At 68.5% G+C, this 25034-nt stretch carries 17 protein-coding genes and 3 pseudogenes; 6 read left to right on the forward strand and 14 right to left on the reverse strand.

Annotation, left to right across the window (positions count from 1 at the left end; all coding sequences use genetic code 11):
- Positions 1–91 precede the first annotated feature (91 nt).
- The 3 genes from vioD to ACQEV8_RS03125 form a co-directional block, all read right to left on the reverse strand.
- A complete protein-coding gene (gene vioD, locus ACQEV8_RS03115; protein WP_432957136.1) occupies positions 92–1207 on the reverse strand; it encodes a capreomycidine synthase in 1116 nt (371 codons plus the stop codon).
- A 1-nt stretch (position 1208) separates the two neighbouring features.
- Positions 1209–2210 (reverse strand): guanitoxin biosynthesis L-enduracididine beta-hydroxylase GntD, encoded by a 1002-nt coding sequence (gene gntD, locus ACQEV8_RS03120; protein WP_432957138.1) that lies wholly within the window; start codon positions 2208–2210, stop codon positions 1209–1211.
- Between the two features lie 260 nt (positions 2211–2470).
- Positions 2471–3511 (reverse strand): ornithine cyclodeaminase family protein, encoded by a 1041-nt coding sequence (locus tag ACQEV8_RS03125; protein WP_432957140.1) that lies wholly within the window; start codon positions 3509–3511, stop codon positions 2471–2473.
- 261 nt (positions 3512–3772) lie between these two features.
- Between ACQEV8_RS03125 and dpgD the strand changes: the two genes are divergently transcribed.
- From dpgD to ACQEV8_RS03155, 6 genes are all read left to right on the forward strand, one after another.
- The gene (dpgD, locus tag ACQEV8_RS03130) at positions 3773–4492 is read left to right on the forward strand and encodes an enoyl-CoA-hydratase DpgD (protein WP_432957142.1); all 720 of its coding nucleotides are present in this window, start codon (positions 3773–3775) and stop codon (positions 4490–4492) included.
- A gap of 107 nt (positions 4493–4599) precedes the next feature.
- Complete coding sequence (locus ACQEV8_RS03135; protein WP_432957144.1) at positions 4600–6708, forward strand: ArnT family glycosyltransferase; 2109 nt, start codon at positions 4600–4602, stop codon at positions 6706–6708.
- 122 nt (positions 6709–6830) lie between these two features.
- Positions 6831–7220: a cold-shock protein gene (locus tag ACQEV8_RS03140; RefSeq protein ID WP_432957146.1), complete on the forward strand. Its 390-nt coding sequence runs from the start codon at positions 6831–6833 to the stop codon at positions 7218–7220.
- A 44-nt stretch (positions 7221–7264) separates the two neighbouring features.
- Positions 7265–7807 (forward strand): GNAT family N-acetyltransferase, encoded by a 543-nt coding sequence (locus ACQEV8_RS03145; protein WP_432957148.1) that lies wholly within the window; start codon positions 7265–7267, stop codon positions 7805–7807.
- A 1259-nt stretch (positions 7808–9066) separates the two neighbouring features.
- On the forward strand, positions 9067–9516 hold the full coding sequence (locus tag ACQEV8_RS03150; protein ID WP_432957150.1) for a hypothetical protein: 450 nt from the start codon (positions 9067–9069) through the stop codon (positions 9514–9516).
- 86 nt (positions 9517–9602) lie between these two features.
- Positions 9603–11753 (forward strand): MMPL family transporter, encoded by a 2151-nt coding sequence (locus ACQEV8_RS03155; protein WP_432957152.1) that lies wholly within the window; start codon positions 9603–9605, stop codon positions 11751–11753.
- Positions 11754–11958: 205 nt separating this feature from the next.
- Here the strand turns inward: ACQEV8_RS03155 and ACQEV8_RS03160 are convergent.
- The 11 genes and pseudogenes from ACQEV8_RS03160 to ACQEV8_RS03210 form a co-directional block, all read right to left on the reverse strand.
- Positions 11959–13409, reverse strand: a pseudogene (locus ACQEV8_RS03160) (HAMP domain-containing sensor histidine kinase).
- Positions 13406–14098, reverse strand: a complete 693-nt coding sequence (locus ACQEV8_RS03165; RefSeq protein WP_432972386.1) for a response regulator transcription factor — start codon at positions 14096–14098, stop codon at positions 13406–13408. The pseudogene ACQEV8_RS03160 and the gene ACQEV8_RS03165 overlap by 4 nt, the downstream one beginning before the upstream one ends.
- 312 nt (positions 14099–14410) lie before the next feature.
- Positions 14411–14611, reverse strand: a pseudogene (locus ACQEV8_RS03170) (hypothetical protein); the annotation flags it as partial.
- Between the two features lie 461 nt (positions 14612–15072).
- Positions 15073–15702 (reverse strand): class I SAM-dependent methyltransferase, encoded by a 630-nt coding sequence (locus ACQEV8_RS03175; protein ID WP_432957154.1) that lies wholly within the window; start codon positions 15700–15702, stop codon positions 15073–15075.
- A gap of 457 nt (positions 15703–16159) precedes the next feature.
- A complete protein-coding gene (locus ACQEV8_RS03180; RefSeq protein WP_432957156.1) occupies positions 16160–17635 on the reverse strand; it encodes a hypothetical protein in 1476 nt (491 codons plus the stop codon).
- Complete coding sequence (locus ACQEV8_RS03185; protein ID WP_432957157.1) at positions 17632–18987, reverse strand: hypothetical protein; 1356 nt, start codon at positions 18985–18987, stop codon at positions 17632–17634. The genes ACQEV8_RS03180 and ACQEV8_RS03185 overlap by 4 nt, the downstream gene beginning before the upstream one ends.
- A 214-nt stretch (positions 18988–19201) precedes the next feature.
- The gene (locus ACQEV8_RS03190; protein ID WP_432957159.1) at positions 19202–19606 is read right to left on the reverse strand and encodes a hypothetical protein; all 405 of its coding nucleotides are present in this window, start codon (positions 19604–19606) and stop codon (positions 19202–19204) included.
- The gene (locus tag ACQEV8_RS03195) at positions 19603–21747 is read right to left on the reverse strand and encodes an integrase (RefSeq protein ID WP_432957161.1); all 2145 of its coding nucleotides are present in this window, start codon (positions 21745–21747) and stop codon (positions 19603–19605) included. The genes ACQEV8_RS03190 and ACQEV8_RS03195 overlap by 4 nt, the downstream gene beginning before the upstream one ends.
- Positions 21744–23381 carry a hypothetical protein gene (locus ACQEV8_RS03200; RefSeq protein ID WP_432957163.1) on the reverse strand — a complete coding sequence of 546 codons (1638 nt, stop codon included), beginning with the start codon at positions 23379–23381 and terminating at the stop codon, positions 21744–21746. Before ACQEV8_RS03200 ends, ACQEV8_RS03195 begins: the two co-directional genes overlap by 4 nt.
- The gene (locus ACQEV8_RS03205) at positions 23332–24153 is read right to left on the reverse strand and encodes a hypothetical protein (RefSeq protein WP_432973409.1); all 822 of its coding nucleotides are present in this window, start codon (positions 24151–24153) and stop codon (positions 23332–23334) included. Before ACQEV8_RS03205 ends, ACQEV8_RS03200 begins: the two co-directional genes overlap by 50 nt.
- A 249-nt stretch (positions 24154–24402) precedes the next feature.
- Positions 24403–24837, reverse strand: a pseudogene (locus tag ACQEV8_RS03210) (integrase); the annotation flags it as partial.
- Positions 24838–25034: the final 197 nt, after the last annotated feature.

Below are 25034 nucleotides of genomic sequence, written 5' to 3' on the forward strand. Positions count from 1 at the left end.
CGGTGCGCGGCCGTCCCTCCACGCGGTGATCAGGTGCTCCCTCGTGCGAGGGACGGGGTGTCGCTCGCACGAGGGAGAGGGTGGTGCACGGTCAGCGACGCGTCTCCTTGAGGGCGTTCGCGAGTCGTTCGAGGCCCTGGGTCAGCTGGTCCGTACGGCCGCCGAAGCCCACCCTGATGTGCTGCGGGCTGTCGAAGCACGAGCCGGGGATGACGAGCACTCCGCTCTTCTTGAACAGCACGTCGCAGAACGCGTCGACGTCGGGGACGTCGACGAGCCGGGGGAACGCGCAGACACCGCCGGCCGGCGCGGCGAGCGACACCAGGTCGGAGTGTGCGGCGGCCCAGTCGAGCAGGAGCTCGCGGTTGTGGCGGGCCTGGTCGAGGCGCGGCTGGACGAAGGCTGGGGCGTTCTCCAGTACGGCCTGGGCGAGCAGTTCGTTGAGCGGCGACACGTGGAGCGTGGTGTAGTCGCGGATGTGGACGCAGTCCGTCAGCAGCTCGGTGGGCGCGACGCACCAGCCGAAGCGGAGTCCGGGCAGTCCGAACGCCTTGGAGAAGCTGCCGAAACTGACGGCCCGCTCATAGAGCGTGGTGACCTCGGGCAGCGGCGGCGTCCCGTAGGTGAGGTCGCGGAACGCGCCGTCCCACAGGAGCCACGCGCCGGCCTCGCCCGCGAGGGCGACGATGCGGCGCAGTTCGTCCTCGGTGACGGTGGTACCGGTGGGATTCTGCGGGAAGTTGACGATGATCGCCTTGGTCCGCTCGGTGATCAAGCCGGCCAGCTCGTCGACGTCGGGGTGCCAGTCCCGCTCGGGGTCGAGGTGCCAGTCCTTGATGGTGCAGCCGAGGGCGGTCACGTACTCGACGAGCAGGTGGTACCCGGGCCGGACGACGACGACCTCGTCGCCGGCTTCGAGCAGTGCGGACATCACCAGGGCCAGTGCTTCGCCGGAGCCGCTCGTCGTCATGACCCGGTCCGGGTCGACGTCGCCGGAGTGCCGGGCGACGGCGGCCCGTACGGCGGGGGCACCGAGGGAGTAGCCGTCGTCGAGCACGAGCCGGTCGAGGTCGTCGTGGCGGAGCGCGGTCAGCGCGCGGAGCTCGGCCATGGAGTACGAGTGGACTCCGCTGGAGCTGATGTCGATGTCCGCGGTGAAGTAGGACTCGCGGAGCCAGTCCTCCAGGGGTGCGGGTCGGAGCCTCATTTCAGGCCCCCGCTCGGATCGCCCTGGCGTCCCTGGCGCCACGGGACTTGCGCAGGTCGCCGGTTACGTTGATCCGCTTGAGCCAGCGGTCCGTGCCGTCGTGGCGTGCGGTGAAGGGCTTGCGGCCGTGGACGACCCGGAAGTTGTCGAGGAAGCAGAAGTCGCCGCTTTCGAGGACGAGGTCGAACATGGCCTCGTCCATCGCCTTGCACAGCGCGTCGAGGGCGAAGCGCGCCTGGTCGTCGTCCTCGGGGACGTCCATGAAGTACGGGTCGGCCCGGACATAGGGCCGGTCCGGGACGCCGAAGAGGACGGCCACCGGCTCGGGGTTGGTCTGCATCTTCTCTATGTCCTCGAACGCCTCGGCATCGGTGACGGAGTTGTTCTTGCTCAAGTGGGACTCGTCGGGGCAGATGGTGAACCGCCGCTCGAAGAGCACGTCCCTGACGTCGTCGGGCAGGCGCAGGTCGTCGGCGTATCCGACGGTCGTCGCCGCCTGGTAGGGGTTCCTGAGGCAGGCGAAGGAGAGGAAGTCACCCCGGAGCGGGTGGAAGGCGTCCTCGGTGTGCCAGGTCAGGAGTGCCTCGCTGCTGGAGCCGAGCTGCTCGTGCTCGTGGCCCTGGATCGGGATGATGTCGTGGATGAGCCGTCCGTCCTGCTGGGTCGCCCAGCAGAAGGGGTCGCCGATCAGGGAGCTGTACATCATGAGGAGGAGTTCCTCACGGTGGCTGGGCGACGGCTGCGCCTGTCCGCGCCAGTGCGCGGGGGTGCGCCCGAGTCGCTTCTCGTCCACCCGGTAGCCGGATATGCAGAGCACTCCGGAGAGCTGTTCCATCCGGAAGGCGTTGAGGTGGTGCCTGATCCGGCGGGGTAGTTCGTGGGCGAGCAGGGTGGCGCGGTGTAAAGCGTCCTCGGAATCGAGGGTCTCGAACTCTCCCTCGAACGTGTCGAGGATCTCGTCGACCGCGCCGATTTCGGCCGCGTCGAGTGTCAGTCTTTCCACGGTGGAACTCCCTCTCCGTACTTTCAGGGGATGACTGCATTTCGGATACGCCATCGAGGAGTTCTCTCCGGCCCGTTGAGAAGGTGCTGGCCGAGCGGTGCCTCAAGGGCAGCGCTGGTCGCGATCCTTCGACATCGACATCCGCACATGGGATTGCTGCTGTGTGCTCTGCGCTGCCGCAGCGAACGCTGGTTCGCACTCCTCACCGGGCGATGGGCGCGTCTGCGCAGTGATCGCCGTCAAAGCAGGAGTTGGCTGGGTCACGTCACGGCGGCTCCCGCGAGGGGAGACGGCGTCGTGCCGAGGTGTGCTGTGTGGATCCGGCCCGCGACCGCCACGTCGTGCAGTGACATCCCGAACGGGTTGAGCACGACGCGGTCGGTGGCGGACGTGCGGGGCGAGGCGGTGCCGCTGATGATGTCGCAGAGTTCGGCGCCCACCTCCACACCGTGGGGCCCGTCGGCGTCAGCGGCACGTGCGCGCGGCGGCGGCAGGACGTCGCCGGCGCGGTACATCCTGCCGAGCAGCCGTGTGGTGTCGGCGGCGACGAGGCTCCAGTCGTCCACGATCACCTGGTCGGCGCTCGTGAACACGTCGGGCAGCAGGTCGTCCAGCGACACGTTGACGACGACGGCTCCCTCCGCGATCCATTCCTCGGGGATGTACCCGGTGGTCGTCGTCGTGGCCGGGATGACCAGCTCCGCCCCGCGTACGGCTTCCTCGGCCGTATCGGTGACGTCGAAGGCGACCTCGGGGTGGGCGACTCCCAGGCGTTCGGCGAGGAGCGCCGCCCGCTCGGGGACCCGGTCGTGGAGCCGTACGGTCCGCAGGGACGGCCATCGGCGCAGCGCCAGCCCGAGATGGGCGTCGGCGAGCGCTCCGGCGCCCACGACCGCGACGGAGCGGGCGGGGTGGGCCCAGCTGAGCTCGGTCGCGAGCACGCTCACCGCCGCGGTACGGGCGGCCGACACGCGGGCCGCCGGCAGGAGGCAGACCGGCCGGGCGGTGGTGAGGTCGAGGAGGAGGACGAGGCCGTCGGCACGCGCCAGTCCGCGGTCCGGGTTGCCCAGGCTCGCGTTGATGATCTTCGTGCCGGCGAATCGTCTGCCGCCGATCTCGACGAGACCGGGCATGTTGAGACTGCGGCAGGACTCACCATGGTCGTTGGTCCACCGCAGGCAGCTCTCCTCCGGGAGCACCGTGCGCTGTGCGGCGCGGGCGAGGAACACCTCACGTACGGCATCCACGACATCGACCGTCTCGATGAGCTTCTCCACGTCACCATCGGTGAGCTGAAGCACGGCCCCTCCTGCACATTCTTCGCGTCACACGGGGACAGGAACCGAAAGCGCGAATCGCGCTCGCCGTTGCACTATGGCCCGGCCGTGCGCCGGACATCAATCTTCGGCCCGGGTGGCGACAGGTACGTTCAACTGCGGCCGCGCTCCGGTTGAACATGGATATCTACAGTGCACGCCATGATGAATCTGTCGCGGGTGCTCTACGAAAAGGCTGATCACGTCGCTCGAATTACGTTGAACAGGCCCGAGGTCCTCAATGCGATGGATCTTCGTATGCACGAGGAACTCGGCGAGATATGGGACGACTTCGAGGCTGACGACGACATGCGGGTGGCCCTGCTCGCCGGCGAGGGCACCCGCGCCTTCTCCGTGGGGCAGGATCTGAAGGAGCTGGCCGCCCGGGAACGGGCCGGCCTCGCCGCGCCCTCGACGTTCGGAAGCCGGGGCAAGCCCGGCTGGCCTCGGCTCACAGAGCGCTTCGACCTGACCAAGCCGGTGGTCGCGAAGGTACGCGGTCACGCGCTGGGCGGTGGTTTCGAACTCGCGCTGGCCTGCGACATCGTGGTGGCCTCCGAGGACGCGCGGTTCGCTCTGCCCGAGGCCGCTCTCGGGCTGATCGCGGGGGCCGGCGGCGTGTTCCGGCTGACGCGGCAGCTGCCGTGGAGGACGGCCATGGGTCATCTGCTGACCGGACGCCCGATGGGCGCGGTGCGGGCGTACGAACTCGGCCTCGTCAACGAGGTTGTACCGCCAGGGGATCTGGACGGCTGCGCCGAGACGTGGGTGGCCGACCTGGTGCGCAGCGCCCCTCTGTCGGTCCGCGCCATCAAGGAGGCGGCGACCCGGTCGGTCGGTATGTCCCTGGAGGAGGCTTTCGCGGCCGGATATCCGTGGGAGCAGCGGCGCATGCACAGCGCGGACGCGGTCGAGGGCTCCCGCGCGTTCGCCGAAAAACGCGAACCGAAGTGGCAGGGACGCTGATCGGCCGAATCGGTACCCCCCGGATCCCGCTCGGCGTGGTGCTCGGCGTGACGAACACCCTAGCTTTTTGTCATGAACACAGTCTATTGCCGCGGATGCGGCCGACGATGAGTGCCGCGCCGCTCACCACCGACGCCCCCTCGCCGGAGCGCGAACCGGCCCCGCCCGGCCGGCACAGACGCTGGGAGGTGTGGAAGTCCCCCGCGGATCAGCCCCGCTGGGCGAGACCCGCGCTGCTGGGCATCGCCGCCCTCGCGGCCCTGCTCTACTCCTGGAACATCACCACGAGCGGCTACGCCCCCTTCTACGCGGTCGCGGCCCGCAGCATGTCGGAGAGCTGGCGGGCCTTCTTCTTCGGCGCCCTCGACCCGGGCGCCACCCTCACCCTCGACAAACTCGGCGGCTTCCTCTGGCCGCAGGCCCTCTCCGCGCGCCTCTTCGGGTTCCACGCCTGGTCACTGACGCTCCCCCAGGCCGTCGAAGGCGTGATCAGCGTCCTCGTGCTGTATCGGGTCGTACGCCTCTGGGCGGGCGTCGTACCGGGCCTGCTGGCGGCCGGCATCATGACGCTGACCCCCGCGGTCGCATCCATGTTCGGGCACTCCATGGGCGACGGGGCGATGACCATGTGTCTCGTCCTGGCCGCCGACGCCTGCCAACGTGCCATGTTCAGCGCCCGGTTGCGCCCGCTCCTGCTCGCCGGGGTGTGGATCGGCCTTGGCTTCCAGGCCAAGATGCTGCAGGCCTGGCTGATCCTGCCGGCTCTCGCCGTCGGCTATCTCGTGGTCGCACCCGCAGCGCTGCGCCGCAGGGTGGTCCACGTGCTGACCGCGGGCGCGGTCACCCTCGCGGTCTCCCTGTCCTGGGTCGCGGTCCTGACATTCGTCCCGGCCTCGGAACGGCCTTACGTGGACGGGACCACCGACAACAGGGCGTTCAGCATGGTCTTCGGCTACAACGGCCTCAACCGGTTCTCCCGCGACCTGATCTCCGGCTCCGTCAGTCAGATGAACGACACGGTCGGCCCGCCGCAGGGCGAGCGCGCGCCGGACCCGGCGGGCGTACCGGACCAGGCGGGCGCGACGAACCCGGCCGGCGCACTCGGCTCATCGCCGGACACCCACCCCTCCGGCGGCGGGTCGGTCCCCGGCAAGCTCCTCGGCAGCCGCTTCGCCCCGCAGGTGGGCTGGCTGTACCCGCTGGCGCTGACGAGTCTGGTGCTCTGCGCCGGCTGGCGGCGCAAAGTCCCGCGCACCGACCGGCTGCGCGGGGGATTCGTGCTGTGGGGAGGCTGGCTGGCCATCAGCGCCCTGGTGCTGAGCGCCATCGAAGTGCCGCACACCGCCTATGTCGCCATGCTCGCGCCCGCCCTCGCGGCACTGTCGGGGGCCGGTCTCGCGGCTTTCTGGAAGGCGTACCTGGAAGGCCGGAGCGTGCGGGTGCTGCCCGCGGTGATCGCGGTGGAACTGGTGTGGAGCGCCTTCCTCTGCTTCCTGTATCCGGACTTCTTGCCGTGGCTGCCGTGGCTGCTCATTCTGGCCGGCCTGGTCGCCGTGCCCTCGCTCGTCGTCGCCCACCGCAAGGACCGGCGGACGGGCAGACTGGCCCTGGTCGGGCTGGCGGCCGGAATGGTCACCATGTTCGCCGGACCCGCGGCCTGGTCCCTGTCGGTGCTCGACCCGATGTACACCGGCAGCGCGATGGACGCGTCAGCCGGCCCGTTCGCCACGGGCGGCAGCGCGGTGCGACGGGCGGCCAACGTCGTGGGAGTGGGCAACGCGCCGAGCGGCACGGCCACCGCCTCGGCGTCGCTCAACGAGTCGGACGTCCTCACCGACAGCCAGCACCAGTTGCTCGCGTACGCCCGACGGCACGGCGACGGCGCGAAGTTCGTGTTCACCAACGACTCCGCCGTCATGTCCTGGAACTACATTCTCGCCACCGGCGCCCCCGTGCTGCCGATGGGCGGATTCAGCGGCGGTTCGCCGACGCCCGCACCGGACGAGGTCAAGAGACTCGTTTCCGGAGGGGAGTTGCGCTTCGTCCTGCTCAGCGCCGACGGCTGGCAGGGCTACGCGCAGAGCCAGGGCCACAGGAACACGGCCGTCGACGCGGTACGCGCGTGGGTGAGAGCCGACTGCACTGCCGTACCGGCCATCACCTTCGGCGGCAACGACGAGGACGTCCAAGGCACCCTCTACCGCTGCGGCGACTGACGCGGCGAGCCGTTCAATCGGCGGCCTCGCCTCGACGGCACGGTCGCCACTACCCTTTCCCACCGGAATCCTCGGGCAAGGAGCTCTTACGGGTAAGGGGACCTATTCCGGCGGGAGATGTCATGGTTGCTGGTCGTGTGGTGCGTTTTGACAGTGTGCGGGGTTATGGATTCATCTCGCCGGAGAGCGGCGGGGACGACGTGTTCCTGCACGTGAACGACATGCACGTGGCCGAGGAATACGTGCGCCCCGGCGTGAAGGTGGAGTTCGAGATCGAGAACGGCGATCGCGGACCGAAGGCGTCCGCGGTCCGCCTCGCCCCTGGCACGGAGAGCAGGCCGGCGGTCCCGTTCGACGACTCCCTGTGCGACGTCCTCAGCGCCGAGGAGTTCCTCCGGGAGGTCACCGAGGTCCTCCTGACGTCGGTCCCGTCGCTCACGGGCGAGCAGATCCTGCAGGCGCGCGCCGGACTGGCCCGGCTCGCGAAGGGACACAGCTGGACGGATGGCTGATACACGCCCTGTCCAGGGCCGCACAACCCTTGGATTCTTCCGGGATGCAGATCGAAACCTCCCGGCTCCGCCTCAGACGTTTCCTTCCCAGCGACGTCCCGAATTTCGCGGCCTACCGCTCGGATCGCGAAGTCGCCCGCTACCAGAACTGGGATTTCCCTTTGCCCCTCCCGGCGGCACGTCGCTTAGTGGACGAATACTCCCGCCGCGATCCCGCCCGGCCGGGCTGGTTTCCCTACGCGATCGAGCTGAAGCAGGACGAGCACCTCATCGGCGACATCGCCGTGAACCGGCATCCGGGCGGCGCGCAAGCCGAGCTGGGTTTCAGCATCGCCCGCGCCCGGCAATGCCAGGGCTACGCGTCCGAGGCCGTCCGCGGCGTACTTGCCACGCTGTTCGGCCAGGGGCTGCGGGTGGCCGTGGCCGAGTGCGACGCACGCAACACGCGCTCCGCGCGCCTGCTGGAGCACCTCGGCTTCACGTACACGCGACAGCACGGATTCTTCGACCGGCAGAGACAAACACACGTGGAAATCAACCAGTTCATTCTCCCCGCAGAGCGATGGGCGACGCTGAAACAGCAGTGAGCAGGGCGCCGCCGAAGAATGGCCGAATTCGAAAGGTTGTCGTTCCTGATCTGTAGACTGGAGTGCACCGGACTCCATTCGGCAAAGGAAGTGACTCATGACCAAGATGTTCCGCACTCACGGAACTTCGCGTCGACGCGCCCTCAGGGCCGGCGTGACGGCACTCGCCCTCGCGACCGCCCTCACCGCATGCGGCACCAACGACAAGGAAAAGGCCCCCGACAAGAGCGACGCCCCCACCCAGAGCACCACCCAGAGCACCACTCCGACCCCTCTCACAGCCCCTCCACGACGCCACACTGATCGGCAGCACCGTGGACCACGACCCTCCGAGCGGCCACGCGCTGCCCGCCGACGGCCTCGACCTCGCCTGGCGGCCGCGTCGGGGATCGGGCGGTCTTCGAAACCGGCGACGCCGACCTGATCGGCGAAGTCGCATTCTCCGGCGAGAGGTTCGTCTCCGCTCTCACCACCCGCCACCTGACGGACGCGGGCATACGTCCCTCCTCGGCGCTGCCGACGTGGACCGCGGTCGCGTTTCGCCGCTGGCGCGGGCCAGCAACTCCTCCGCCAGGTGCAGCCGAGTCGTCGCCTCCCGCGTGGCCCGCTCGGCCGACGCCTACGTCAGACTGCGCACCGCCGCGTTCCCGGCTCTGTCCGGATTCATCCGGTGAGGCCGAAGGCGGTCAGAGATCTGCGGCAGTCGCGGGCGGTGTGGCGGAGGGCGGCGGCGATGTTGCAGCGGGTATCGACGCCCGCGAACACCTCTCGGACCGGACACCGGGCCCAAGAAGCCGGACAGGGCAACCGCGTCCGTCAGCGGGGCCGGCACGGAAGCCTGGGCCAGCTGGTCCAGCGCGGTGGGCATAGGGGAAGATGCCGGACTCATCAAGGGTTCGCGGGACTTCGACACTCACATGATCACCGGGACCGTGCCTGTACTCCGTCCCCCTGGCCGAACCGCAACGTCCCGGCGATCCGGACGAACCCCGATCACGCAACGACCCCTGACTGCTGGGTTACCACCAAATCGGCGACGACTACCTGGCCGACCCGCCACGGCAGACGCACCGTCAAGATCATTTGAACTGCTGACCGCTGTACCGATCTCAACCCCGGGCTCGGGGTGAGTCGACTGTCCACAGTGGTTCGACGACCCGCCGCGGCAGGTCGAGCCGCCCATCCTCGACACGTACCCCACCGAACGGCATCCGGTCGCGGCCCGCCTGCTGCAGAACACCTGGGCCCAGATCGCCCTGATGCGACCCGACCCGCAGACGAGGGCGCTGTGGGAGATGTTCTCCGACCTGATGGACCTCGACGACGCCCACCGGTACGTCGCCGGCATGGACGTCCGGTACGACCTGGGCGACGACCACCGGCTCGTCGGCACCCTGTGCCCGGACATGAAGTTGACGCTGGAGCGGCCCGACCCGGACTTCGTCACCGCGGTGACCCGGTCGGCGGACCTGCTGCGTGAGGGTCGTGGGCTCCTGCTCGACCTCGTCTACCGCGCGGAGGCCCGCGACGCCGCGGCCGCGTGGACCGGACGGGTCAACACCGTCACCGCCCGCACGGACCGGGTGGACGTCGACGCGTTGCTCATCCGGCCCGACGGCTGTGTCGCCCGGGCCTTGCCCACCGGGCAGGACCCCGACGCCACCACGCTGGTGCGTGCGCTGGGCACATGGTTCGGCCAACCGGCCTGAGCACCGCATTAACAGTCGTCTCAGGTTCGCTCAATAGGAAGTAGGCATCCAGATAAGCGATGCAACCCGTATGTAGGAGGCTAGTGATGGCAGTCGACGCAGCGCCGTCCGGGGAAGCGCCGGCCGGTCGGTTGGCAGGCCGGTGGGTGCCATGGTTGGTGATTGGCTTGTGGCTGGTGCTGGCGGCGGGCATGGTGCCGCTGAGCGGGAAGTTGAGCTCGGTCACCACCGACAGCGCCGTGGACACCCTGCCGGCCGGTGCCGAGTCCACCAAGGTGGCGGCGCTGGACGACAGTCTCCCCGGAGGTGAGGACAGCACGTTCGTCTTCGTGTACCACCGGGCCGACGGCATGACCGACGCCGACCGCGCGGCGGTCGAGCGCCACTACGACACCCTTGCCAAGCGGTACCCGCCGAAGGAAACGGAGACGGCCGGCGAGGACGACGAGGGCTCACCGACGAGCCTCTCCACCGACCGCAAGGCGATGACGTTCACCCTCGAGGTGAGCACGGCCTACGGCCCACCGGAGGAGATCGTCGGCCCGTTGCGTGACGCCGCGAAGGACCGCCCCGCCGGCCTGGAACTCGACGTGACCGGCCCGGGCGCGATCGACGGCGACATGGATGCCGTCTTCGACGGCATCGACGAGCAGGTCCTCCTCACCACCATCGCCGTTGTCACGCTCCTGCTCATCCTCACCTACCGCAGCCCGGTGTTGTGGATCATCCCGCTGGTGGCCGTCGGCGCGGCCGCACTGACCGCGATGGGGACCGTCTACCTGCTCGTCAAGGGCTTCGGCATCGTGGTCAACGACCAGAACTCGGCGCTGCTGACGATCCTGGTGTTCGGCGTCGGCACGGACTACGCGCTGTTGCTCATCGCTCGATATCGGGAGGCACTGCACCACCATCAGAACGTCCGGGTCGCGATGGTCCACGCGCTACGCGGCGCGGCGCCGGCCGTCGTCGCGTCCGCGGCCACCGTGGTCGCCGGCCTGCTCTGCCTGCTCGTCGCGGACCTGAACAGCACCAGCGGGTTGGGTCCGATCGGTGCGGCCGGCATCCTGTGCGCGCTGGTGGCCATGCTGACGCTGTTCCCGGCGGTGCTCGTGGTGCTCGGCAGGCGGATCTTCTGGCCGGCCGTCCCGCGGTTCAGCACGGCCGTGGAGGAGAAGCCGGGGCTGTGGGGACGGCTCGGCGCCGCCATCAGCCGCCGCCGGTGGGTGGCGACGCTCGGCTCGTTCGGAGTCCTCGGCGTGCTCGCCCTCGGGCTGGCGGGCAACACCGGCGCCCTGCGGGAGCAGGACCAGTTCCTGTCCGCGCCGGAGTCGGTCACCGGCTTCACCGTTCTCCGCCAGCATTTCCCGGAGCTCGGCGGGCAGCCGATGACGATCTTCACGCGGCCGGCGCACCAGGAGCGGGTGCTCGGCATCGTCAAGGACACTCGCGGTGTGGCCCTGGCCATCCCGGAGCAGACCAGCGGTGGCTGGGCCAACATCTCCGTGTTCCCGAAGGACGCGCCGGACACCGTCGCGGAGTACGACACGATCAAGCGGGTGCGCACCGCCGTGCACGCGGTGAGCGGGGCGGAGGCGATCGTCGGCGGGCCGAGTGCGGAGAACCTCGACACCGAGGTGACCACCAAGCGCGACGAGAGGTTGGTGATCCCGCTGGTGCTCGCCGTCGTCCTGATCGTCCTCGGGCTGCTGCTGCGCGCGATCCTGGCCCCGCTGGTCCTGATGGCCACCGTGATCGTCTCGTTCGCCGCAGCCTTCGGCGGCAGCGTGTTCGTCTTCGACACGATCCTCGGGTTCAAGGGCATCGACTATTCGGTGCCGCTGCTGGCATTCCTGTTCCTGGTGGCGCTCGGCGTCGACTACAACATCTTCCTGGCCAGCCGGGCCCGGGAGGAGACCGTGCGTCTCGGCACCAGAGAGGGCATGCTCAAAGCCCTCTCGGCCACCGGTGGCGTCATCACCTCGGCAGGCCTGGTCCTGGCGGCCACGTTCGCGGTCCTCGCCACACTTCCACTGGTGATGCTGGTCGAGGTCGGGTTCCTGGTCGCCTTCGGCGTGCTGCTCGACGCCCTGCTGGTGCGGTCGGTTCTGGTGCCCGCCCTCACCTTGCTGATCGGCCGCCGGATCTGGTGGCCGAGCCGGCTGTCCCGTCCAGCGGCGGAGCTGCCGGACGGTCAACAGCCGCTCGCCGACGACGAGGAGCCCGCGCTGCAACGGTGAGCGCGGCGGCACAAACGAGATCCGGGACGGGGACCCAGGCCCGTCCCGGATTCTTTTCATGGGCCCACGGTCGCCGCCCTTTGGTCCTGCGCCACACGCCGGGGCTGGGGTCGGCACATCGCGGTGTCCTGCCCCGGCGGTGAGCCGCGCGGGGCCATGCCCGAGGGCCGCCGTCCCTTGTCCTGCGCCGCGCCGCCGGGGCGGGTCAGCACGCCGCGGTGTCCTCCCCGGCGGTGAGCCGCGCGATCGGGGCGGGCGGGGCCGCGGCCGGGAGGTCGACCCGAAGCAGCGCGCCACCGCGTGCGGAGCGGGCGACGGTGGCGCGGCCGCCGTGGGCGTCGACGACCCGCTGCACGATCGACAGCCCCAGACCGGATCCCGGCAACGCCCGGGCGCTGTCGGCACGGTAGAACCGGTCGAACACCCGCGGTACGTCGGCGGCGTCGATGCCCGGCCCGGCGTCGTCGACCTCCAGCACCACCGACGCGCCCTCGGCACGGAGCCGGACCTGGACCGGCTGGTCCGCGGGGACCACTTGCCGGCGTTGTCGATGAGGTTGAGCACCGCCCGCTCGAGCGCGGCGGGACGCCCGCTCACCCACACAGATGTCACGTCGAGCGCGACCTCGACGTCGGGTACGCGGGAACGCGCCCGGGTCGCGGCGGCCACCACCACGTCGGCGAGGTCGAGCACCTCGGTGCTCTCGTCGCTGACGTCACCGCGCGCCAGGTCGGTCAGCTCGGCGGCAAGGGTGCTCAACTCGGCCACCTGGGCGCCGAGATCGTTGAGCAGCCGGGTCCGGCTCTCCGCCGGCAGTGCGCTGTCCAGGGTGCCGCGCCGATCGAGCCGGATCAGCAGCTCGGCGTTGAGGCGCAGGCTGGTGAGCGGGGTCTTGAGCTCGTGGGCGGCGTCCTCGGCGAGCAGCCGCTGGGCCCGCCGGGAGTCGCGGAGCGCGGCGAGCATGTCGTTGATCGACTGGATCAGCCGCCGGATCTCCCCGCCGCCTTCATCCGGGATGTCGGCGTCGAGATCCCGGGTGCGCGCGACACGTACCGCGGCGGCGGTCAGCCGGTCGATCGGTGCCAGCCCGGTCCGCGCCACGGTCCGCCCGACAAGGGCGCCGCCGACCGCGCAGAGCAGCCCGATCAGCAGCATGCCCGCCCCGAACCGGTTGATAGGGCCGTCGTCGACGACGTGGGCCACCTGGACCGCGCCGTCGCCCGCCCGCAGCGTGTAGATGCGGTAGCCGTCGTCGTCGCTGTCGTTCGACTCCATCAGGTCGGCCGACGCGCCCTGCGCCACGCGCTCGGCGTGCTCGCTGACCGGAGGCAGCGAGGGTTGGCCGGCCGGCGTCCGGGTCGAGCCGTCGGGCAGGATGACCCGCACCAGCCGACCGGATCCGGGATACGGCGGTAGCTGGACCTGCGCCAGACCGGCGCGCTCCGCGGTCGTCGCCAGGATGCGGGAGTCGGCGCGCAGCTGATTCTCGGCGGTGTCCTGCAGCTCCCAGTCCAGTAGCTCGCTGGCCACCTGGAAGGCCACGAACACGCTGACCGCGATGGCTGTCGCCGCGATCACCGTCAGCCTGGTCCGCAGGGACCGCCGGCGCCACCATCGGGTCAGCCGGCGCGGTTCCCGGCCGGCGGGCCTGCTCACGGAGGAGTCTCCCGCAACGTGTATCCCAGGCCGCGCAGCGTGTAGATCAATCGCGGCTCGCCCTCGGCCTCCATCTTGCGGCGCAGGTAGCTCACGTATACCTGGAGGTTGTTGGCGGTGGCGCTCATGTCGAAGCCCCAGATCGCCTCGAACAGCGCGTCGCGGGTCAGTACCCGGGTCGCATTGCGCACGAGGACCTGCAGGAGGGAGAACTCGGTCCGGGTCAGGCGCATCGGCCGCGCGCCCCGCCACGCCTCGAACCTGTCGGGATCGAGCCGGACGTCGGCGAACGACAGGATCTGCGACTCCTCGTCGGTCGGCGTGCGCCGGCGCAGCAGGGCCCGCACCCGGGCCAGTAACTCCTCGGTGGCGAACGGCTTGGGCAGGTAGTCGTCGGCGCCCGCGTCCAGGCCCGTGACCCGGTCGGAGACCTGGTCACGGGCGGTCAGCATCAGCACCGGCAGATCCCGACCCGCGGCCCGCAACCGCCGGCAGGTCTCCAACCCGCCGAGGCGGGGCATCATCACGTCGAGGATCAGCAGATCCAGCGTGTCGCCGTCGGCCCCACCGACGCCGTCAAGAACGGCGAGACCGTTGGCGACGGTGCTGGTGTCGTAACCCTCGACCTGGAGCACCCGCTCCAGCGACTCACGGATGGCCACTTCATCATCCGCGATCATGATCCGCACGCCGGCCCGCCCCTTCCAGTCGATGTTTTTGCCGCTCATTGTCCCCGATCAACCTGAGGCCAGCATTAGAGCGTCGCTGGGGACCGCGCTCTTGCGGATACCTGAGAAATGGAACCTACCGTCGGCTCATGAGCAGGGGAGGACCAGATGACCAGCATCGCACCCGGCAACCAGACAGTAGATCCTCAGATCCTCCGCGCCGGTCACGGGCGCTCGGCGTCCCCAGATGGCTCCCGCGCCCAACCCTCACCATCCTGCGGCTGCTGCCATTGATCCCGGTGCTCCTGGTGACCGTGCTGCTGGCCGCTTCGCTCACCGGCGACGACGGCGCCATGGCCACGCTGTGCACCCTCCCCGCGGTTTCAACGCCACCGGCGGCAGTTCCGGTGCGGGCAGCGGCGCCCCGTCGCACCTCTTCGCCTCCCCGAATCGCGAGCCTTCCATCCAGTCCTGACGGGCCTGTACGAGCTCCTCCTGCGACCGTCCGATCCAGTTCCAGAACATAGCGGACTCTGCGCGCATCAGTGCAGGTCAGCGATGTTCCGAACCGGTGAGGGTCAGCAAGCTGCCAGCATCGGTCGTGGAGGAGTCAGCAACCCATGGGTTCCGCTGTCCTGGTTCGTGGGATGGGGTCGTTTTTCAAGGAGTGTGAGCATCCGCGGTCGCGGTGGTCGAAGTGCCCTCACTCTTACAAGGTCCGGTATCAATCGGCGGCCGGGAGGCAGTTGGAGGAGTCCGGGTTCGCGACCCAGGACGCTGCCGTCGACCTTTGACGGAAATCTACAAGGCGAAGAAGGCGGCCCCGCGGGGCCAGGCGAAGGCGGAGCTGCGGCGGCCACCCCGCCGGGACCTGCGTGACTGAACGGCTGTCAATCCGGCGTGCTCAGCGGACACCGCCACAGAACGCGGCGCTTGGACGAGCTTCGTCCACGCGGATGATCTACACCACCCCGACCCCGGCCACGGGCCACGTTCTACGGGCGGCGGGCCAGCAGGTGGGTGTCGAGGAAGCCCCGCTCGGACGCTGGGTCGTGGAGCAACCGAGCCACCGTGACGAGTCCGGCCCCGGCCAGCAACTCGGCAAACTGCTCCGCCGGCCAGCTATAGGCAGGCGCCACCTTGTGGTCGAAGCGGACAGGCTCCGGCCCCTCGGTTCCGAAGAAGGACGCCAGGAGCAGGCCCCCTGGTGCCAGGACACGCACCTGCTCAGCGAGCAGCGCGGGCAATTCTTCAGGTGGGGTATGGATCATCGAGTAGTGGGCCAGCACTCCGCCGAGCGCGCCGTCCTCGACCGGCAGGGCCTCCATTCGTGCTTCGTCGAACCGCAGCGCCGGATGGGCCCGCCGGGCGTGGGCGACCATAGCCGGGGAGAGGTCGAGCCCGAAGGCGTCCAACCCCAAGTCGCGCAGCATGGCGGTCAAATGGCCGGGCCCGCACCCGACGTCGGCTGCCCGCAGGTTCCCCGTGCCACGCACGAGCTCGGCGAAGGTGCCGATCATGTTCCGCGCGAACGGCTGCGTCTCCAACCGATTAGCGAACATCGACGCATACAGTTCGACGACCCCGTCGTAGGCCGCCCTGGTCTCGTCCTGGTGTTTTAACACGGGAGGGAAGCTAACACCCTCGTCGTTCACAGCAGTTCTCCGGCCCCATACCGGCCCCTTCCCCGCAGGACTGATCGTCCTGTCACCTGACCACGGGACGCCCCGGTAGTTCGGAGAAGCCAGGTCGCGTACCAGGTGGGCTCGCCGCCCGAGCCGGTCCAGGCCAGCGTGGACTTCGGGAAACCCACCCACAACACAGCGGGACCGCCGGAGAGACGCTTCTCGTGACGGCATGAGCACAGTTCCCTGTCAAGTCCACGTGTTCAGCTTTTGTGCTCCTCTGTGTGATGGCGTGCAGTGGTAGCCGTCGAAGGAGTGGGACGGCCACCCAACGGTTCGGACGAGCCGTTCCTGTCAGGTCGACTGTGCCTCGTTCACCGGCGCCGATGTAGGCGCTTCGAGGATCGGCAGGCTTCGCGGACTATGCGGTGCTGCAGAGACAGCCTGCCGTGGGCCGTCAGTAGTCAGGGTTGATACCCCGGACCACCATCTTGTCGAAGTCATCACCGGACTTGTCGGAAATCCGCTTGCTCCAAGCCAACCCGACGAGGTCGGTGCTCTCGATGCTGCTCATCTCGCTGATCTCCGCGGCAACCTCCATGTCCTCGACCAAAGCGACGGAGATGTCCGACGGTTCTTGCATTGCCATTGCCGCTGTGAGGTTGTCATGTGCTGCCCGCGTGTAGTGGGTTGACAACATGTAGACGTCCTGAGCGGCACCCATCTTGGGCTCCCGCGCGAAAGTGCCGGAACGCAGGGCGGAGAGGACGTTGCGCAGGGCGGTCCTCGAAAGGCTCAGCCCACGCCAGTTGGCCGACCACAGGCGGCCGCTCGTCTTTCCCGTCGCGGGCGACGGCTCGCTGAACATCTTGCGGTAGAGGGTCAGCCGGGACATCAGATAGGTCACCGTCTGGGTATAACGCTCGTCGCCAGGGTCCGTCTTCAGCATTGGCGCATACCAACTCAGATGCCGATGCCGTGAGGTGATCTTCAGTTCCTGGGCCTCGAGTTCGCTCACGGGCCAGGACGGGTGCTGGAGCAGCATCAGGGAGAGCTGAGCAGCGCGGACGCTGTTGATAAGGGCAGGCCGGGACGGTGTGCCCAGGCAGTCCAGCCGCAGCGCTAGCCAGTCGCAGACGTCGATCATCCCGGCCATGCATCGAAGAACCGCCGGTTCGTCCATGTACGGGTGGATCCACCGCCAGGCAGCAAGCCCTGGGAACAGTAGATCCGGTTCGTGCTCGTCGCGTTTGTACGTCGCGAGCGTGTCCAGCAACAGGCCGACGGTGCCAGGGAGTGGACTTTCGGGAAGCATCCGTGCCGAACCCCCGACCCCGGCCATGAGCAGCGCGCATCGGACGATGGCTAGGTCGTCCGGGGACACCACGTCGTCGGGAAGGTCCGTCGTGAGCCGGGGAAACCCACTGCTCAGGTCAAGAGCCGGGGCGAGCAGCGCTGTGCAGTCGGCATCTGTCAAGACCGGTTCGGCCGGTTTAGCCACAGACATGATTCGCCCCCCGGCCCGAGCCAGAAGGGCGTCGGTGTACCCCGGATATTTCGGATCGATCACCATACAGCTGCTCTTCACGTATCCGGCCAGGAAGCCGCGCGTCCACGATTCGCTCATCGTCAGGCGGACGGTGACGAGATCTTGGAACATGCGATCCGGTTCGACATCGCCCAGGCGCCCCGCGCCGAAGTCGTGGACGAATGTCGTACCGGTGAATGGATTGAACAACATGTGCTGTTCATGCAGGTCTCCGTGCGTCACTCCGGCCCAGTGCACCATGGCGATTCGCTGGCCCGCACTGAACGCCTTGTAGCCCCCCGCCGGCAGACTCAGCTCGCTGAGGTGAACCGCCTCTTCGGGTGCGAAGAGGGTACGGTTCCGGCGCGGCCGCCGAGTGGACCCAGCATTCGGACGCTCCGTCATGAACTCGCTCCTCCGACCTGCGAGATGGGGCCCGGACGACGTGCCGAGGAGTACTGAACGTCGTCCTCGAGGAGACGTGCGTACGCCCGGATCTCTGCTTCCGTGATGCGGATACGTGTGGCGTCGTGCAGGAGATCGTGGTAGTTCGCAATCTCGAACAGATGATCCCGGAGTTGAAAGGTGAGCCGATAGGGACGCCTGCGCCACCAGTTTTGGATCCAGGTCGCGGGCCTTCTGAGCAGGTTCTCGCCGTATCCTGACAGATCGAGTGGATTCGCTGCGGCCTTGACGACCTCGGGCAAGAGGTCGATCGAGGTTTCCAGGACGGCCTGGGTGGAACCATCCGGCGTCCGGAGTTCGTCCAGCACTGCCGAGAACCGCTGCCTGTTCCGGTGCAGATCCCGGAGGGTTTGTGAGGCGGCGGAGTCCTCCTGCAGCCTGCGGAACGCGGCACGTAGTGGCTCGTAGCGCTTGCGGACCACGAGAAGACTTTCCGGAACGGACCGGAGTTCGCGCATCGTGTCCAGGAAGATCGCAACGCCGGGCGGCAGGTAGATCGGCACGACGGCCTCGGTCTCGTACACCTCGGACACGGTGGTCAGGAATGCCTCCGCGACCGCGCTGTACGCCTGCTCCCGCAGGGAACGGTCAACGTACTGGGTGATCGACCGGTAGAAGGGGAGCCTGCGGCTCGACGGGTACATGGGCAGGCCGAGCCGTGCGGCTAGGCGCCAGTAGACGAACGTGCGGATGGTCGACACCGCGCTGAACACGGAGCCGCTGCTGAAGTCCTGGACGTCGGCGACGATCGGGCGCAGGACCGCTGCCAGGGGATCTCCCTCGGAAGGATCAACGGGAGGACGGGTGCGGCGAGCCTCTACGCCGTCACGAAACGTGTCGATCATGCTTGTTGCCCTGCTGTACGTCGCAAGTTCTTCCTCGGTGGCGAGGCCACCGCGCACGACCGCCGCGATGTCATCCAGCAGCGGTGACGCGGCTTGACTGTCCATCGCACCCAGGAATTGCACGAGTTCGCCCGCGATGGCCGGGCCGTGCGCGGCGACGTCGATCTCCTCGACGATGCCCAGGTCGATCAGTGTGCTGCGGAGTTCCAGGTCCTCGGCGTCTGGCGGTACCTCGGATCGAAGGACATACAACTTGTCGTACAGCAGCAGTGCGTCGCAGAGAGCGGATAGATCGGCAAGTCGCTCGGCATTCGTTTCCGGCGCGCGTTGGAGTCGGTTTTCCAATTGCGCCGCCAGTGCCGGGTCGAACCCGGTGTCCGCCAAGTAGCCAGCGAAGGCTCGGCCGTACGGAACGTTCTGCAGCAGGCGTGCGGCATCGGCGATCATGGTCTGATCGACGAGGACCGCCCCTGACCCCTCCTCAGGAGACAAAAGAAACCTCCGATTTCAACCACCCCAGTATCCGGATTCACCTCGACTGCGCTCAACTCTTCACAACGGCCTCACAATTGGTCGCGGATACCGACTGCGCAGGAGGGAAGCGGGTCGGCGAGGCTGCGGCCTGGTGGCCATCGGCGGTGGTTCAGGAACTCCTGGTCTTTTATGCGCCGGACGGGCGGAGCGGGACGACGTTTCCAGGGTCGGGTTGATCCTCGTCGGCGGGCTTGCGGAGGATGAGGACGGCAGCTGCGAGGGCGACCTGCTCGGCTCTATGCCGGGACTTTGCCTCGGCCGTCCGGGAGTCCTTGAGCGCTTGCTTCAGGCGGACTACCTCTTTGCGCAGACGGGCTTCGACCTCCGGTGTCTGGTGGGTTTCTGCGCGAACTCGCGCGTAGAACTCCTCCTTGAGGTCGGCGTGGCGCTTCTGCAGGGCCATGCGGTGAACACCGGCTTCTGCGGCGAGCGCGACCGCCGTGAGGCTGCCGTTGGAGCAGGTGGGCTTGTCGGCCAGGAGCCGGTCCATGGCCTCGCGGATGCGGGCGCGTTCATCCATGTGCTGGTTCATGCGATGGCCTCCTCGGCGTCCAGCGCGGCGGCGGCGTGGGCGTCGGCGAGACCTCGGAAGCGGTCGGCGGTCAGGCGGAGCCGATCACCCAGAGGCTGAGGCAGAAGGGCTGCCTTCGTCTCGAGCCGATCAGCGTGCTCCCTGGCCGCCCGCGCATGGCTGTCCGTTCGGACCGCGTTGCCGCAACCGAGCTGGCACGCGAACTGGTTGGGTGACGTCGCCCCAGGATCCGGGTCGCAAAGGGCCGTGTCGCGCTTGAACGCACAGATCAGGAACGAGTCCGGGTTGTCGAAGAGCACAAGTCCGTCGCGCGAGAGGAACTTGGCTGCCGCCTTCGGGGTGGTCAGGGCCCCTTCGAAACGAGGCATCGAAGCTGCTCCGACGATCGCCCGTCGAGCGGCGGGACCGGAGATCTTCTCCCCAGCGGCGGCAGCGTCGCGCAGTCGCGCCGCGGTCTGTGCGGCGGCAAGGGCGGTCTCGACGTCGAGCTCTCCGTGGAACCCCCGGCGCCCGCGGTTGCCGTAGCCGGCGGAAGTGCGGGCGTCCAGAGCGGTGCGCATGTGTCCGTACTGGATGGCGAGGGCGACCAGGCCGCCGGGGCGGCGGGCTATGTGCCAAGCAAGTGTTCTGCGAAGGCGGCTCAACCCCAGGTTCCCGTGCGGGTCCGCCGGCACCTTCTGATCCGGCAGGCCCTGGGCGGCGGCCTCCTGGTTGATCCACGCGACGAGATCCTCGACCCGGCGATCCAGACTCGCCCGCTTCAGCGCACCGTGGTGCTGTCGCTGGCCGACGATGTCGTGGTGGGTGGAGCTGAACAAGAGCTCGCCTTCGGGGACGATCCGTTCCAGAACGCGGATGGCGTTCACCACCGGTGTGATCGCGACCCAGGGAACATCTCGCTCCTCACCGGCAGATATGTGGTGGCCGTCGGAGTCGCGGACGTTCTTGTAGTGGTGGGATCGGATCAGGTGCCTCGGCGTGGAGCCGTCGGCGTTGGGCTCCGGATCCGGACAGCAGCCGGACCGCAGCGACTGGGTCTCCTGGGGGCGCATCCCGGTCAAATACAAGATCACGATTGCGGCGGCTGTGGCCAGATGACGAACCAGGATCGGTGTCTCCTCATAGTCCATGAACTCCCGCCAGGGTCGCCCATCGACCCGGCCCGCCACCGGCACCTGTATCGGGCTGGGGCCGGGCCGCTGGGCGGTGAGCCGGACGAGTCCGCGCCGGGCGACGAAGTGGTGGACCTGGTTCCAACTGGCCCCCGTGACTGCGGCGACGTAGTGGTGGGCCAGGGTGATGCCGTGCTTGCGGCTCACGGTGGCGGGCAGCAGACCGCCGGAGTCGATCAGTGGCGTCAGATACTCCTTGACGGCTGCCAGGCCCTCTCGGGTGCTCGCAGTGGCCTTCACGGAAGCGTGCATGCGGCGGCGCTCGGCCCAGGCCGCCAGAATGTCGTCGGAGAAGTCCTCGACCATGTGGACCGACCAGGTCAGCAAGGGGCCGATCACTGTCGGGTCCAGTGGCTCGGTCGTGTTCTCCCCGCGCGCCTCGCCCGTCTCGGCCGGCAGGTAGTCGTCGACGCCCTCGTCCTCCCAGGGAGGACGCGTGATGCCGCAGGGACTGATCGACAGCTGGTCGAAGGCCCAGAGGTCCGACAGCCAGCGCAGCACGGTCAGAGCATGATCGCGCGTGCAGCCGCTGCCGGTGCACTTGGCGGCATACGCTTTCCAGTGCTCCACGGTGCAGTCACTGAGCTGGGAAACACCCTGCCGGTCGAGCCAGCGCGCGAACTTCAGCCACTGCAGGATGTTGTCGCGCATGCTGAGAACGCCGTCGCGTCCCCGGTTCTGAAAGCCGCGTTCCCGTACGTAGGTGGGGCGCAGTTCGCCGTTGATCAGGACCCAGATGAGGCGCTGGAACTCGCTCCTCAGCGCTGCGGGGCATCTTCTCCAGTGGATCTTGTGGATGCTGTCCCCCGGTTTGTCGGTCAGCGGCCCCATCGACCAGATGTCGTCGCCATAGCGGGAGTTGGGGTGGGTGTTGGTGGCACTGATCCACCGGTCCTGGACCACCAGACTGTCAGGACCCGGCGGAGGAAGGATGTAGGGATCGGACTCGATGGCCAGCGCTGTCGTCACGGGGCGAGGTCTCCCTTGAGCAGATGGTCGATGATCATCCGATCCCGGTCGGTGACCCGGGCCAGCGAGGAGTCCCAGGTGCTCTCGTTGACCTTCGTGCGCAGGTCGGCAAGTCGCTGGAAGGGTTCGTCCCATCGCTTGTGCCAGAGCTTCTCGGGCCAGGTGGACCGGAGCGACTTCAACTGCCGGTGCAGAAGCGCGAGGCGGGGGTGGTGACCTGTGTGGACCCGGGAATTCTCGCAGGACAGGCAGAGCAGGAAGTCGGCGCCGCAGCCCCCGCCGGGGTCGGGCCACGGGCTGGTCTCCTCGTCGGCGCAGTCCGCGGTCGCTGTCTCCTGGTGAGCCGCGTCGGCCGCGTCCGTGAGCCGGCCCTTGAAGGTGTAGTCGCGGGCCTGTTCGAGGGCCTCTTCGGCGCCGGCCACGATCACGTCCACGGCGGCTCGCTGCACGTTCTCATCGGGCAGGACGTAAATGCTCTGGTTCGTGCCGGGCTTGTGCTGCAGGGGCTTGCCCGTGGTGGTGATGGTGGTTCTGCGTGCGCGCTGGAAGGGCGAGCCGAGCTGGTGAGACGTCGCCCAGTTCTTCGCATCTGCCTTGGAGACACCGAAGACCAGCGGGCCGAGGGGCCGGGGCCGGTCGAGGTTGGAGTCCACGTCGGTCGGACGCCGGTTGCGGGCGGCCATCAGCAGGTCATGTCCCGGGGCCAACGCAGCGGCCAGGGCCCGCGCGTTCCTCGTGGCTTCCAGGGCCTGGGTGATGAGCCTGCCGGGCGAGTCGGCGCCGGAATCTGTGTAGTTCTCCGTGTCGAACCACTGCCCCTCGCCGGAGCGGCGCTTCTCGACCAAGACCTCGTAGGTGACCGTGGCCGTCTCTCCTGCGGAAGGGGTGATGACGGGGACATGCAGGCGGTCGTAGACCGACAGGTTCCAGCCGTAGCGGTCGGTCATCATCACCGCGAGCGAGGTCAGTTCCTGCCGCGTCAGGAACAGCCGGCCCGTCGTCTTCCCGCCGTGCCGGCCGCGCAGCAGCCACTCGGCCCGGGTGCAGACCTTCCCCTTGGGCTCTTCGGCCCCGGGAAGCTCGCCCGTGGCGGCGATGTGATCGAGGACCTCCCCGATCCTCCAGTCCCGGCTGTCCGTGTCGAGCGCGCCGGCCCGATAGCGGGCCAGCAGTTTGGTGTTCTCCCGGATCCGGAGGAGCGCGGCCCGGAACTGCCGTTCGGCGGCCAGCAGCACCTGGTCGCGCTCCGACGGCCGGTAGGACTGCTTGGAACGCTTGCCCTTCTTCGGGACGGGGCGGGCCAGTTCTTCGGCAGGAAGTCCCTGGGACAGACGCGGCTCGCGGTTCAGCAGCGTCCGCATCTTGCCCAGGGCCTCGCGCCCACCGGGGGTGTCCTTGTGGTTGTTGCGCCAGAGCCGGAGCGTGGCCGAGGTGAGGTCTCCCAGGTCGTCGGCCGGCTGCCCCTGGGCCTTGAGGAACCGGGCGAAGACTTCCAACGACCGCCAGTACGACTCGCCACTCGCGTGGCTGTTCCACCCCATGGACTGTTCGGCGAAGGCTCGCGCGAGCGAGCGGCGCATCGGCTCAGGCACGGCGAGGGCGGCGAAGTCGAAGACGCGCTCGAAGCCTTCCATCGCCCTCGGTGTCGAAGGCGAGGATCGACTCCAGCTGCAGATGCATCACCGGGTTGAGGTAGTGCTCCTTCGTTGTCTCAACGTCCCGGTGCCCCAACAGGGTCTTCACCAGCCACCACGGGTCGCCGTAGAGCTGCGCGAAGTCACGCCGATCTGCGGCGGTCAGCCCGTACTTCTTGTCCATGAGCTCGTTGAGCACGATCAGCATGTAGAGCGCCATCGAGTGCCGCGCGGAGTGCGGAGTCGCGTATGGGATCTTCCCCCGTACCTCGGCCAGTCTGACCAGCCGCGGCACCTCTCGTTCCTCCGGCGTCAGCAGAGCTTCCTCGCAGCGCTGGTTGGCCTGCCGGAACACCGTGTTCCACCGGTCCGGCAGCATCGGCATGCCCTGCTCGGTCAACCACAGCCATGCCGGCTCCGGTCCCTCTGGCCCTTCGACGAACAGCCACTGCCGTTCGCGCCAGTTCAGCAGGCTCAACTCCCGCCTCCCGGCGACCCCGTTGCGGTCTGCCCAGTGTACGACCGGGACCGGGCCTCGCGTCACCTTCGTGATCAGCCGCATCAGGGGCAGCTTGTCGTAGCGACCCTGCTCCTGGGCGCGCTGTACCGCCCAGGCCCGCTCGGACTCGGAGTAGGCGCCGACCTGCCGTACGGACTCGATCGACGCGTAACAAGTCCGGTCGCGCTTCGACCGGGACAACGCGCGGGCCACCTGGCCGTGGCAGTAGCGCCCGGACCGGAGACGCCGTGTCGGCACTTCGAACGTCAGCATCGCGCCGGCCTCCTGGCGCCGTTGCCCCGAGCTCAGCGTCAGCCCCACGTACGCGGTGTTCCGCAGCTCAGTTCGTCCATCCCAGCCAGGCAACGGCGCTCCATCACGACCGAGTCCTCGAAGGCCCAGGTCCTGCCACACACCCCAGGTCCGCGGAGTCAGCCACGACACCCGAGAGCTTCGCGCGCTTGCCGACCGGTCCTCGCGGCGCCCCACGTCCAGCGGGAGAGGGTTGACCTTCGCCCATCTGTAGAGCCGGGTCAGCGCAGCTGCCTCGCGGTTCCACTTCGTACCGCCGATCCGTTGCGGATTCAGCGGTGAATCGAGGCGCCATTTCTTGTACGCCTGCAAGTCCCTTCTTGTCGCCGCTCTCCAGGGCACGCCCCGTCGCCAGAGCCACGACAGGAGCAGCCGGATATCCGTCGCATAATTCCGACGTGATTCCCGTTCCAAGCCCTGGAATTCAGGTGAGAGAACGAACTGCAGCAATTCTGCGTCAACGGAGAAGTCTGGCCGCACGAAGACCGGATCGCCCGGCTCAAGCCCCACCTCGTCGACGGCAGCTGGTAGGTCGCGGACCCCCAGCACCCCCTCCGTCGGCAGCGGCCCCCATCGTTCCGGATCCGGTACGAACACCAACCACCACTCGTCCAACTTCCACCCCTGTGAGTCCCTTGAACTCACTCAATCATCAGGGAAGCACACGTGCGGATCGTACGGAGCACCCGCCACCTCATAGGCAATGTCACCGCATTTGCACCGGCCCGTCCGCAGCTTCGGGGCGGTGGTCGATTCGAGCATTTCGACCTCTCCTTCACGACCGACCAGTCACGGAGTCAGTGTGCTTCCCGCGAGTCCGGCCGCGCTGATGTTCGGGAGTT

The organism is Streptomyces sp. CA-179760 (assembly GCF_050937045.1).
Taxonomy (GTDB): Bacteria; Actinomycetota; Actinomycetes; order Streptomycetales; family Streptomycetaceae; genus Streptomyces.